Annotated in this window: 5 protein-coding genes and 1 pseudogene; all 6 read left to right on the top strand. The window is 59.5% G+C overall.

Translation table 11 applies throughout. The features are described 5' to 3' along the window. Window positions 1–1528 (top strand): annotated as a pseudogene (locus tag AC1DWZ_RS23855) (hypothetical protein); the annotation flags it as partial. Further along, a complete protein-coding gene (locus tag AC1DWZ_RS23850; RefSeq protein ID WP_477171462.1) occupies window positions 1525–2058 on the top strand; it encodes a calcium-binding protein in 534 nt (177 codons plus the stop codon). The pseudogene AC1DWZ_RS23855 and the gene AC1DWZ_RS23850, both read left to right, overlap by 4 nt. Window positions 2059–2464: 406 nt before the next feature. Beyond that, window positions 2465–4708, top strand: a complete 2244-nt coding sequence (locus AC1DWZ_RS23845) for a type I secretion system permease/ATPase (protein ID WP_477171461.1) — start codon at window positions 2465–2467, stop codon at window positions 4706–4708. A 185-nt stretch (window positions 4709–4893) separates the two neighbouring features. Then, the gene (locus AC1DWZ_RS23840) at window positions 4894–6312 is read left to right on the top strand and encodes an HlyD family type I secretion periplasmic adaptor subunit (protein WP_477171460.1); all 1419 of its coding nucleotides are present in this window, start codon (window positions 4894–4896) and stop codon (window positions 6310–6312) included. A 147-nt stretch (window positions 6313–6459) separates the two neighbouring features. Next, window positions 6460–6912 (top strand): hypothetical protein, encoded by a 453-nt coding sequence (locus AC1DWZ_RS23835; protein WP_477171459.1) that lies wholly within the window; start codon window positions 6460–6462, stop codon window positions 6910–6912. A gap of 888 nt (window positions 6913–7800) precedes the next feature. Next, on the top strand, window positions 7801–14164 hold a 6364-nt coding region (locus AC1DWZ_RS23830), incomplete at its 3' end, for a DUF4214 domain-containing protein (protein ID WP_477171458.1).

The raw sequence follows: 14164 nt of genomic DNA, 5'->3' as shown, positions 1-14164 counted from the left end.
CTGGTCGACATCGGGCCAATTGTATGGACAGGTTTATGACGCCACCGGCGCCCGGCTCGGGACTGAGTTCCAGGTCAATACCGCCGGAACGGCAACCTTTCCGCGACCCTATGTCGAGGCTCTCCCCAATGGCGGCTTCACCGTCAGTTGGACCGATGGGACCGGCGACACGCTTATCAGAACGTACAGTTCCCGTGTGCTCGATTATAGCGGGAGCGATGGCTTGATTGGTGGTGCCACGAATGATGTGCTGGATGGCAAAGCCGCCAACGATACGCTGATCGGTGGTCTGGGCAACGACACGCTGATCGGTGGCTCGGGCAATGATGTTGCCGTGTTCTCGGGGCGGTCTGTCGACTATACCGTCATCAATCTTGGCAATGGCCTGGTCCAGGTGACGGATCTGCGTGCTGGCGCTGTCAATGAAGGCACCGACACGCTCAGTAGCGTTGAACAGCTGCGCTTCTTAGGCGATCTACCGGTGCGTTCCGCGGCCACGCCAATCGCGGTGACGGGGACATCTGGCGGTGATCTGACGACGGTGACGACCTTGTCGGACGGCCGCCAGTTGGTAACTTGGCTGAGTTCGGGAACGACCAAGGGCCGGTATTACAATGCGCTGGGCCAAGCACTGGGAGCGGAATTCTCCCTGGGCAGCTCCCTGGGCATCGTCTCAGTGGCGGCGTTGGCCAATGGCGGCTTCGTGACGGCCCGGATCAGTGCGACGAACACGCTGAGCCTACAGCGCTACGATACCGCGGGYCAGGCCGTGGGCGTTGCCTGGACGCGCTCGGTCAGTYTGTMKSCATCGGTGCCGGAYAAYATGCCGACCAACCGGGTATCGGTGACGGTCTTGTCGGACGGCGGCTATGTGGTGGTCTGGGACAGCACGAGYGTTGACGTCACTGGGCAGGGCATCGCCGGGCAGCGCTTCGACAGTGCCGGCGACGCGGTCGGGGGGGTATTCCGTGTGAATACGCTTTCCGCCAGCAACCAGATCATGCCGGATGTGGTGGCGCTGCGGAACGGCGGCTTCGTCGTGGCGTGGCAGGACGGTGCGAGCGATGTTCGTGGCCAGTTATATAACGCCCAAGGCCAGCAAGTTGGTGGTGGCGACTTCGTGATCAACGCCTATGTGAGTGGCACTCAAGAGGGGGTGCAGGTCGCGGCCCTGGCAGATGGCGGGTTCTTGGCGACGTGGCAGTCAGGTGGCCAGGACGGCAATGGCTCTGCGGTGGTTGGCCAGCGCTACGATGCCTTTGGTAATAAGGTCGGTGCCGAATTCATTGCCAACACGACGACGGTCAACGACCAGCGCCACGCTCATGCTGGTCGACATCGGGCCAATTGTATGGACAGGTTTATGACGCCACCGGCGCCCGGCTCGGGACTGAGTTCCAGGTCAATACCGCCGGAACGGCAACCTTTCCGCGACCCTATGTCGAGGCTCTCCCCAATGGCGGCTTCACCGTCAGTTATACGGCAACGAGCGGCATTATCACGACACGGACCTATAGTGACGGTTTGACGCTTGCGGGCGATGACGCCGGCAATAGCCTCACAGGTACAACTGCAAGCGAAATGCTGGCAGGCGCCGGCGGCAACGACACGCTCGATGGTGCTGCAGGCAACGATGTTCTGATCGGCGGTGGTGGTAACGATACGCAAATTGGTGGCGCCGGCGCGGACGAGTTCCAGTTCGGCCGGAGTAGCAGCCAAGACCTTATCGACACTTACGATACAGACGGAGCTGCGGACAAACTGGCGATCCTTGCCAGTGTCAGTAGCGATCAGCTCTGGTTCTCTCAGTCAGGCAACGACTTGATCGTGTCAATCATTGGCACCAATGATAGTGCGACTATCCAAGGCTGGTATTCTGGTGTCGACAGGCAGCTCGACCGGATCCAACTTTCCGACGGCAAATATGCAACGGCAAGCGATGTCGAGCAGCTGCGTACTGCGATGGCATCATTTAGTCCACCGCCGGTCGGCCAGCTCAATTTGGATCTGACGACAAAACAGAGTCTGCAGCCAACGCTCGCGGCTGCTTGGCACTAAGTGTAAATAGCGGTGCCTCGGCCCGCGGCATCTGCCGCGGGCCGGAATGCATCCAACGCCCACCTACTGCCACTGCAATGCGAAGCTAAGAACGAGCAGCAATCGGCAAAGAGCATCCCAGGGGTGCTGTAAACTGCATTCTCGCACTACGCGAAGGCGCGTCATGCAATCCGGTCCGATGCTATTCATCGCAAGTTCTACAGTAATCAACCCAAGTACCTACAACAATCGTGCGAGTTAATAAACCCTAGGTTGTTCGACCTGCACACAGCTTGGGCGTGACATTTAAGCGCTCGATCGCGTCAGAGTAGAAATCTCGCTTGTCCGGTCCTAGGTCTTCGGACATATATTGTCATGCCAAGCGCGGGAGGGGTCTCGTGGCGAGGTTCTTTGACAGGGGTAGGGCGTGGTCGATCAGGCGGCGCCGCTCAATGCGGTTGGTGCGACGTCAAAAGCGCCGGAACTCGTTGATACTGGGCTGCTTTGCCTGGTTTTGATGTTGCGGTTCCATGGCTTGGCGGTCGATGCTAAAGCACTCTCGCATCGCTTTGCTCCCGGACCCAAGGGACTGGAAGACGCTGACCTACTGCGCGCCTCACGGGAATCGGGTCTTAAGGCGCGCTGGGTCACCACGGGCTGGGACCGGTTAACCAAAACACCGCTGCCGGCCATCGCAGAAACGCGCGATGGTCGATATTTTGTTCTCGCAAAGGTTGCTGCAGCCGAAGGCGAGAATGAAGCAAAAGCGCTGGTTCACGACCCGGAAGAGAACCGGCCGATGGCGATCTCCCGCACGGAGCTGGAGCGCATCTGGACCGGGCGGCTGCTGCTGATGACCAAGCGCGCGTCGCTTGGCGAAGCGTTTACCAAGTTCGACATCGCCTGGTTCATCCCCGCGATCCTTAAATACAAGCGCATCCTGGCTGAAGTGCTGATCGCCTCCTTCGTGCTGCAGCTGTTTGCCCTGGTCACGCCGCTCTTCTTCCAGGTGATCATCGACAAGGTGCTGGTGCATCACGGCCTCACCACGCTCGATGTGCTGGTGATGGGGCTTGCCGTCATCACGCTCTTTGAGGTGCTGCTGGGGGGCATGCGCACCTATATCTTCAGCCATACCACCAACCGGGTCGATGTCGAGCTGGGGGCAAAGCTGTTCCGCCACATGCTGTCCCTACCGCTGGCCTATTTCCAGGCGCGGCGGGTGGGTGATTCCGTGGCCAGGGTCCGTGAGCTGGAGAATATCCGCTCCTTCCTCACCGGAAATGCGCTGACCCTGGTGATCGACCTGGTCTTCACCGGCGTGTTCCTGGCCGTCATGTGGTATTACAGCCCGACGCTGACCATGGTCGTCATGGCGGCGATCCCGGCCTATGTGGCGCTCTCCCTGCTGGTGACCCCGGCGTTCAAGCGGCGCCTCGATGAGAAGTTCGCGCGCGGCGCCGAGAACCAGTCTTTCCTGGTGGAGTCAGTCACCGGCATCGAGACCTGCAAGGCGATGGCGGTCGAGCCGCGCATGCAGCGGAAATGGGAAGAACAGCTGGCGGGCTATGTCGCCGCCGCCTTCCGGGTCACCAAGCTCGGCAATGGCGCCAGCCAGACGGCGCAGCTCATCAACAAGATCACCATCCTGCTCACCCTCTATCTGGGCGCCAAGGCGGTCCTCAACGGCGAGCTGACGGTGGGTGCCCTGGTCGCCTTCAACATGCTGGCGGGGCAGGTGCATGGCCCGGTCCTGCGCATGGCGCAGATGTGGCAGGACTTCCAGCAGGTGCGGATCTCGGTCAATCGGTTGGGCGACATCTTGAACGCCCCCACGGAGCCGCTGCACCGGGCCGACAAGGCGACACCACCCAGCCTCGCCGGCCGCATCACCTTTGATCATGTCATCTTCCGCTACCGCACCGATGGGCCGGAGGTGCTAAGCGACCTCAGCCTCGACATCCAGCCCGGCCAGTCGATCGGCATCGTGGGGTCTTCAGGTAGCGGCAAGAGCACGCTCACCAAGCTGGTGCAGCGCCTGTTCGTGCCGGAACGGGGCCGGGTGATGGTGGACGGCATGGATCTGGCCCTCATCGATCCTGCCTGGCTCCGGCGGCAGATCGGCGTGGTGCTGCAGGAGAATGTGCTGTTCAGCGGCACGGTCCGGGAAAACATCGCGCTGACCGATCCCGGCATGGGGATGGATAGGGTGGTAAATGCCGCCAAGCTCGCCGGCGCCCACGACTTCATCCTGGAACTGCCGCAGGGTTATGACAGCGTGCTGGGCGAGCGGGGGGCCAGCCTCTCCGGCGGTCAGCGTCAGCGCATCGCCATTGCCAGGGCGCTCATCAACAACCCGAAGATCCTCATCTTCGACGAGGCGACCTCGGCCCTCGATTATGAGTCAGAGCGCATCATCCGCGACAACATGGTGGCGATCTCCAAGGGCCGCACCGTGCTGATCATCGCCCACCGGCTCTCGGCCGTCCGTTCCTGCCATCGGATCCTCACCATCGAGAAGGGCCGGCTGGTCGAGGACGGGACTCATGAACAGCTGATGCGCGGCAAGGGGCGTTACGCCCAGCTCTATAATTATCAGATCGCGGATGCGGGGGCCGCGGCGACGCCGCCTGCGGCCAATAGCGCTGGAGGCCTGCATGTCGCGCAGTGACGGCACCCTCCCGGCAGCTCTGTTGAAAGCCAGGCTGATTGAACCCTCTCCCCTCGCGGGAGAGGGTGGCGAGCAAAGCGAGCCGGTGAGGGGGGCTCTATCAACGAGTCTGCTGCAACCACCCCCTCACCCCGACCCTCTCCCGCAAGGGGAGAGGGAGTGCGCGCGTCAATCGGAGGCACCCCATGTCCACTGACAACGTTGTAGCCCTCCCGCCCGGCCGCGTGCGCGAAGCCATGGGGAAGCTTGGCGGCATGTTCGGCAACAATGATCATGAGCGGGAATTCCTCCCCGCCGCGGTCGAGGTGCTGGAAACGCCGCCCTCGCCCTTGGGCCGCGCAGTCGCGCTAGCCATCTCGGCCTTTGTCGCCATCGCCCTCCTCTGGGCCTGTGTGGGCGAGATCGATATCGTGGCCGTGGGCCAGGGCAAGATCGTGCCCTCCGGCCGCACGAAGGTGATCCAGGCCTTCGAAACCGGCGTCGTCACCAAGATCGCGGTGGAGGAGGGGCAGAAGGTCGCCAAGGGCGATCTGCTGGTGGAACTGGATTCGACCTCGACCGGCGCCGACACCGACCGGCTCACCAACGATCTCTCCCGCCAGGCGCTGCTGGTGGCGCGGCTGCGCTCGATCCTAGGGCTGCCGGGCGGTGAGGTGCTGGACGCGCCGGACAGCGAGGTCACCGGCTTCGATCCCGCGACCTTGGCGTTGGCCCGCTCGCTTCGCGCCACACAGCTGGGCGAACAGGCGGAAAAGATGGCCGGATTGGCCCGCGAGCTCGAGCGCCAGCGCGCCGGCGGTGTCGCAGCGCAGGCCGAGATCGCCAAGATCAGCGCGCAATTGCCGCTGAAGCGGGAACAGGTCGAAGCGCGCCGGGGGCTCCTGGAAAAAGGCCTCACCCCCAAGCAGCAATTCCTGGAAATGCAGCAGGAACTCATCGCCCTTGAGGGCGAAGGCAATATGGCGGCCGCCCGGATGAACGAAGCCCGCGCCGCCATCGCCGGTATCGAACGCCAGATGGCCCAGGCGAAAGAGGAGTTCGACCGCGACCGGCTCCTCGAGCTCACCGATGCGGAAGAGAAGGTGGGCCAGCTGACCGAGGAGTTGAAGAAGGCCACCCAACGCCAATCCCTGCAGCGCCTGAATGCGCCGGTCGCTGGCACCGTGCAGCAGCTGCAGCTCCACACCATCGGTGGCGTCGTCGAGCCCGCAAAACCGATCATGGTCATCGTGCCGGAGGACGCCGGCATCGAGATCGAAGCCGAGATCGAGAACAAGGATATCGGCTTCGTTGAAGAAGGCCAGGAAGCGGTCGTGAAGTTGGATGCGTTCCCGTTCACCAGATACGGCACGCTCATCGGCCATGTGGTCACGATCTCGAACGACGCCGTCGAGCAGCAGAGTGCCGCCGGCCAGCAACCAAGACTCATCTACACGACACGCATCCGCCTCGAAAAAGACACCATGAATGTGGATGGTAAGAACGTGCACCTCAGCCCCGGCATGGTCGCCGCCGTCGAGATCAAGACCGGGACCAGGAAGCTCATCGAGTTCGTCCTCTCGCCGCTCATGAAGATGGGTGGTGAGGCGGGGAGGGAGCGGTGAGCGCGCTAGACTGCCGCAAGGTTAGCAAGACTCCTTCTTTTCAACGGAATTGGGGCAAAGGAGAAAATGGTGCGTAAGCTTCGACTTCTACCATCCTTATCGTTCCGAGCTCAAAGCGAAAGGCTATTGGTTTGGATTAGCCGATCTTTGGGCATTCTGCTCATACTACAAATCTCGACCTTGTTCTGCGCTTCTTCCGGCGCACAAGAAAATGAAACCTCGAAAGCGTTTGAGTTCTTTTGCGCCGGTAAATGCGATGCTCGATTTGAAACGAGTATCGCTGAATATTTGTTGAGGCGAGCTCACGCGGACACCCTGTCCGGGGTTACCAAACGATTTGGGGCGGCAAAAATGATTGTGGAATACGATACCTTTAAACAAGGGACCGGAATTCAAATATTCTCAATGGAACTCGGCGATGGGCCAACGCGACTACTCTTTCGAAATTCGGCGGCAATATTGTCAGGTTGTTACGAAGTGCGGGAAGCCAAATCTGAAAAGGGTCCGCTCTTATTGATGCGATTCGGCGCGAGAAACTTCACCTCACTAGATCAGAATTTCGCCAAGTGCATTGATGTTTTGCTAGGCGGATCCGAATAGCATTCAACGCATCAAAAACAGGTTCGAAGAAATAGCATTCCTCGCTTCATCTTGGATGCACAGCGATTTGTAGGGGGCCACATGGGCACAGATTTCTCAGGTTCAGCTGCTGACGTCAATACTGGCAGCCAGTTTTCATTTGACGAAGATCACATTACAGTCAGGGATGCCAACGGTGCGGTTATTGCTATCGATCTCAAAGAGCGAAAAATAACCGTCAAAGGTCCTGTAGACCCGATGTCGACGCCTGAGCAAATTGCAGATTTCAGAGATAAGTTAAAGCAAGCCCTTGAGTATACAAAGTACGATATTACTCAACAGAAAATCGCAATCGACGCGATCGTCGGTGATCTAAAGAAGATCCCGGGAGCTCCTTCGGTCCCGGGTACAAACACTATAAGCGCCTATAAGGCATCTATGCTTGCTGCTTTAGATTATGTTCTCGATCACTATGGTACTTTCGCGGTCGAGTTATTCGGTGAATTTAGATATCGCGGTGGACAAGTAGTTACTGTTCCAACATTTCCGGGAGGAAATGTGACTGCCGGTGGACTTCCGGCTCCTGGCGGCATTGTGTTGCCGGATGAGATAGCGCGAAATCTACCACCGCGATATGATCATGTCGTGCCCAAAGAAATTCCTTACGGCACGGATCCTTATAATCCCAACGGGATCGACAGCGATTGGGGCGGATTCGATCCCAACACGGATCGAGTTCACAATGGACATAATAATTCCGTCGGGGGCCCAGAAAGTGGAAGCAGCGCCAATCATGGCAATGCTCATTATAGTGACGCCCGCGATGATCCCGGAGGAGACGGTCCGGGTGGCAAGAACAATGATAAGACAGATACACGAAACGGCGGAGGATCATTCGGACGGCCGATCGTGCTGGATTTGACGGGTGCGGGCATCAATGTCACGCAGCGGTCGTCATCAGACACATTCTTCGACACGGCGGGCGATGGTTACCTACATCGCACCGCATGGGCTGGCGTTGGAAATGGCGTGCTTGCGATCGATGCCGACGGTGATGGCGAGATCACCGAACGCAAAGAAATTACCTTCACTGACTGGGATCCGAGCGCCAAGGATGACATGGCGGCGTTGCGTTCGGTCTTTGATACAAACAATGACGGTGTTCTGAGCGGCGAAAGAGACCTGAACAATGATGGAATCATAAGCGGCGCCGCAGAGTTTGGCGATGCGGAGTTTTCCAAGTTCCGTATTGTCGTCACCAATGCGGATGGCACAACCAGCGTCAAGACACTGGCGGAACTTGGCATCGCCTCGATCAACCTGACCACGGATGCGACCAAGATCACGTTGCCGGACGGCTCGTCGATCGACGGTCAGACAACCTTCACCCGCACGAACGGCACGACGGGGACGGCCGCGGCGGTGACGTTGGCGTCCGAAGCGCAAGGCTACACGCTCGACGACGTCGCGACATTTGTCGATGGCAATGGCTGGACTGTCGTCACCAATCGAGGCCGCAACGCCGATGGCAGCCTTGCCAACGAATCGATCACCAAGACCAAAGTCAACGGTGTGGACTACCAGCGTGTCACGACCTTCGACTATGACGGCGATGGCATCGTCGACAAGGTTCAGTCGATTGACGTCGTGACCGACAGCGTCACCCACATCAAGACGGAAACGCTGATCAACAAGAATGCCGGCGGCGTTCTGCTCGACCGTACGGTCACGACGACGAGCGCCGATGGCAAGTCGGTCTCGATCTCGCGCGATACCCGCGGGACGGGCATCTTCTTCGATGAAATCGAGACGCGGACCATTGCCGTCGGCGGCGATCTCACCATTGGTCATGCCTACTATAATAACAATACACTGATCAGGAGCGAAAGCGTCACGACCACCAACAACGGTCTGACGCGGACGGAGCTTCATGATCTTGATGGCGACACTGATCTGGACCTCAAGATCATCGATGCGACCGTCGTTCACGGTGTCGGTTCGACATCCCTTTACGGCGAAAACAGCCGGACGCGGGTGGTCGAGCAGAGGGCTGGCGACAACACGCTCATCAGCATGGTCACGACGGACACCGACGCCACTGGTGAAGACCGGACGGTGGTCGCGGATCTCGACGGCGACGGTAATACCGATCTCACCAGCATTTCCACGGTCGATGCGCCAGCCGGTGGCCCGAATGTAACGACGATAGTCAACAAGAACGGCGACGGTTTTCTGCGCGATAAATCCGCCACCAGCGTGTCGGCGGATGGTCTGACAGTCATCACGCAGCGCGATATCGACGGCGACGATCTCTTTGACGTTACGACGAACGACGAGACCGTCCTCGATATCCCAAGTGGCGACCGCACCCAGACCATTGCGGTGACCAGTCACAATGGCACGCTGCTCAGCGAGACGATCATCATCAAGGATGGTGACGGGCGTGGACGGGACATCCAGATCGACCGCGATGGGGACGGTCACAATGATCGCGTGGAGACTATCGTCGTCCAGGTCGATGGCACCAGTATCGATACCGCTCAGGAATTGACCGCAGACGGCGATCTGATCTGGGGATCGGAGACGACGACCAGCAAAAACGGCCTCTCTACGACGACCAAGATCGATGCTGACGGCGATCATGACGTCGATGCGATTGTCACGTCTGTCACTGTCATCGGCGACAGTTCCGAAGTGACGGAAACGGTCCGCAACAAAGACACGTCGCTGCGCAGCCAGACCATCACCACGACCACTGCCAATGGCATGTCGGTCACAGTGCAGATGAACAGCGACGGCAATGAGACTTTTGAGCGGATCAGAGCGGATGTCACAGTGCTCAATGGGGATGGCTCTTACGTAGAAACCGTTACCGACACCTTTGCCAATGACGACCTCGGCGCGGAATCCGTCACCAGCGTCAGCGCCGACCGCAGCAACATCAGCGCTGTACGCGACCTGAACGGAGATGGTCATACTGACCAGACGGAAACGATCGTCCGCGCCGCGACCGGTATCGTGACCGACACGATCACCAATTTCAACGCCGACGGCTCGCTCATCAGCAAGGCCGTCATTACGACCAGCGCCAACGGTCTCTCCAAGACGACCGAAAAGGATCTGGATGGCGATACGGTCGCCGATCGGGTGACCACCGATATCGTGACACTCAACGCCAATGGCAGCCGAACCGAGATCGTCACGGACAAGGCCGGCAATGGCAGCCAGATATCCCAGGTAATCCAGACCGTCAGCGCCAATGGCCTGACCAAAACGACCCTGGTCAACGCGAACGGCGACGCGACGATCGATCTCAAGACGATCGACATCACCGTGCTGAATACCAATGGCAGCACAACCCGGACTGTCACCGACTTCAACACGGATCTCTCAAAGCGCGATGAAGTCAGTACGAATGTCAGCGACGATGGGCTTTCGGTCACCACGCTGACAAACGTTAATGGTGACATTCATACCGATCTGACAACTACCGATGTCACGATCCTCAATGCCAATGGCAGCACGACTCGGACTGTCACCAATACCAACGACAGCGGCTTGCGCGATCAATCCGTGACCACGACCAGCGCCGATGGTCGCACGGTCACGCAGAATTCACTCAGCAGCGGCTCGGTCAACACCAAGCAGAGCTATACGCGGATCGTGGAAGCCGATGGTGACATTGTCGAGACGGTCAGCAATCTGTCACCCACGGACGTATTGCTCAATCGCACCAATAAGACGACATCTGCCAACGGCCTCGTCGTGACGAGTGCGACCGACCAGAACGGAGATGGCACGGTCGACTACACGACCAGGTCGATCACCGTTCTCAACGACAATGGCAGTACGACGCAGACGGTCACCCGCACCAATGCGGCGGGTCTGATCAGCAAAACGGTTCAAACGGTGAGCGCCAGCGGCCTCATCTCCACCACGCAATCGGACGACAACGGCGATGGCACCTTCGATTTGACGGAGGTCAGCGTCACCACGCTAAATGCCGATGGCAGCACGACGAAGACGGTGACTGAGACCAATGCCGACAATAGCAACCGCTCGCAAACGGTGACGCAGGTCAGCGGCGACCAGAAAACTGTCACGGTCACGGAGGCCCGTGGTGGTGTCGTGGTCAAGCAGGAAACCAGTGTTCTGCAGAACAATGGTGACACCGTTGATACGGTGGCGAGCTTCAGCACGGCGGGCGTGGCTCTGTCATCTCTGGTCACAACGACCAGCGCCAATGGCCTCACCGAGACGGTCCAGCTCAAGGATGCAGCCGGTGCGGTGCTGGATACGCAGATCACCCAAAAGGTGCTCAACGCCGACGGCAGCGTCACCGAAACATTCACGCAGGACGGATCCGTCGACGACAAGATCGTGACGACGACAAGTGCCGATGGCCTGTCGACCACGATCGCGACATCCCTGCTGGGTGGCCAAAACACCTATGATCAGAACACGACCGACGTCATTGTACTGAATGCCGATGGCAGCCGGACCGAGACGATCACTACCGCGACGGTCGGCAGTGCACTCAAGGACCAGGCGACGATCACCACCAGTGACGACGGACTGTCTCGCAGCGTTCAGCTCGACCTCAACGGTGACAATGTCGCCGACAATGTGACGACGATTGTGATCGCGACCGATGGCAGCAAGACGGAAACCTTCATCAGCCAGAGTGCGATCAACGGCCTGCTGCTGCGCAAAGACGTGACCGTCACCAGTGCCGATGGCCGCACCAGGACCCTGCAACGGGATTCCGACGGCAACGGCGTATTCGACCAGTTCGAGACCACCGTGCTCAATGCCGACGGCAGCGTCACGACCACACGGACCGGCACCGGTGTCGGTGGCGCACCCAGCTATAACGAGGTCAAGACGAAGGCGATCGGCCTCGATGGTGGAACGATCGAGACGTCGCAGCATTTCGACAGCCGCGGTTCGCTCCTCGACAAGACCGTGACGACCGTCAGCGCGGATGGCTTGCTGACGAAATCGCTGTTCGACACCAATGGCGATGGGGTCACGGACCAGATCGGCACTGACACGATCACGCTCAACGCCGATGGCAGCCAGAGCCGTGTTGAGGAATTCCGCTACGCGGCCGGCCTGCTCAAGGCAAGAACCGTCACGACCACCAGCGCCGACGGATCGACCGCCAACGTAACACTCGACAATGACGGCAACGGTATTATTGAGCGCGCGTTTACGCTGACGACGGCCGCCGACGGTAGCCGCACCACGACGGTTATCGACTATAGCAACACGACCGGTGTGCAGACGAAGCAGACGGTCTACACGACGAGCGCCAATGCGCTGGCAGCGGCTGATCCGAGCACGATGGTGTGGAACGTCACAAATGTCTCCTATGCCATTGTCAAAGAGATCCTGACCCCCTTGGGTCACGACCATGATGAGCAGGCGACCTACAAAGTCGTCAAGACGGTGACGACAACCACTGATACCGTGACATTCCTGGACACCAAGACCGAGTTTGCCCAGGCCAATGGCAGCTATGAATGGGTCCGTACCAACGCCGCCCAGCTGGCGGGGAGCGCGTCGCACGTCGTTGACGCCAATGGTGTCGATACCTGGAGCTGGAATATCTCCAACACGACATTATGGGGGCAGACGACGACGGACGTCGTCGTGGCGGCATCCGGTTCCATCCAGATCGATTTGGCGACCGAGCAGAAATATATCGACCAGGCGAATGCGCTCTATGTCACTTTGCTTGACCGCGGCATGAGTGGCGATGAACGCGAAATGCTGGCGCAATACATCCAGAACGGCAGCTTCAATCAGAAGTTTCTGGCAACCAACATCATCGCCTCGGCGGAGTTTACGGCGAAATACGGGACTCTTACGAACGCGGCCTTCATCGACTTGATCTACAAGAACGCGTTGGGTGATTGGCGTTCATCGTTGGTGCAGAACGACTATCTGTCGAAAGTAACCGCGACCAATATGACCTTGGCCGATGTGGCCATTGCGGTGGCCGCGAACGCCGCCGATCTCGACGTCATCCGCGGTGAATATCGTGATGGGGTTGTCAGCAACACCGTCTCCTATGCGAACGCACTGGCACGAGTGACCGCCAGCATTACGACACCAAGCAGCAATGCTGGTGAAGCCGTCGGCGATTCGCTCGTTGGTATCGCCAATTTGATCGGCACGAACTTCAGCGACAGTCTCACCGGTGACGCCACGGATAATATCTTCGTAGGTGGCCTGGGCGCCGACGCGCTGGTCGGCGGCAGTGGCAACGATACCTCTTCTTACGCCTTGGCGAGCGCCGGCGTGACGGCGAACCTGACCACGTCGGCAAGCAACACGGGCGAAGCCGCTGGCGATACCTACTCATCGATCGATAATCTGATCGGGTCAGCGTTCAACGACGTGTTGATGGGGACGACCACGGCCAACGTCATCACGGGTGGTGCTGGCGGCGATGCGATGGACGGCGGTGCGGGTATCGACACGGCATCCTATACCGGCTCCAATGCTGGCGTGACCGTTGATCTCACGACGGGTGCGGCTAGCGGCGGTGACGCGACTGGAGACACGGTCGTCAATTTCGAGAATCTGACTGGCTCGGCCTTCAATGACGTGTTGAGCGGGACCAGTGTCGCCAATAGCCTCGATGGTGGAGCAGGTAACGACACATTGACCGGCGGCCTTGGCAACGACACCTATGTCGTCGATTCAAGCGCCGATGTCATCGTAGAAGTATCTGCCGGTGGCACGGATGCGGTGCAATCGACGGCCGCGACCTACACGCTCTCTGCGAACGTCGAGAATCTGACGCTGATGGGTGCCGGTAATATCAACGGCACCGGCAATGACCTGGCCAACACGATCACCGGCAATGCCGGCGCCAACGTGCTGGATGGCGGCATCGAGGCGACGGCAGCGATCGACACGCTGAAGGGCGGCAAGGGCGACGACACCTACATCGTTCGCAAYACCACCGATGTGGTCACCGAGCTGACCGGTGAGGGTACCGATACGGTCGACGTGCGAGTCACCGGCTACACGATGGCGGGTTTCGTGGAAAACCTGACGATCGGGGGCGGGCTCTCCGGCATCACGGCGACCGGCAACACACTCGACAACAAGATGATCGGCAACGAGCTTGCCAACACGCTGTTGGGTGGCACGGGCAACGACATCCTGATCGGTGGTGCCGGTGCAGATGCGTTGACGGGTGGTGCCGAAACGCTCGACATTGCCTCTTACGAGACGGCAACAGTGGGCGTGGTTGCCG

It is taken from the genome of Dongia sp. P2_B8 (assembly GCF_056404715.1).
Note: the sequence above shows the minus strand (reverse complement) of the source record. Positions and strands in the feature narration are given on the sequence as shown.

Coding starts and splice junctions, on each gene's coding strand:
- AC1DWZ_RS23840 (WP_477171460.1), top strand. CDS start 4,894: ATGTCCACTGACAACGTTGTAGCCCTCCCGCCCGGCCGCGTGCGCGAA.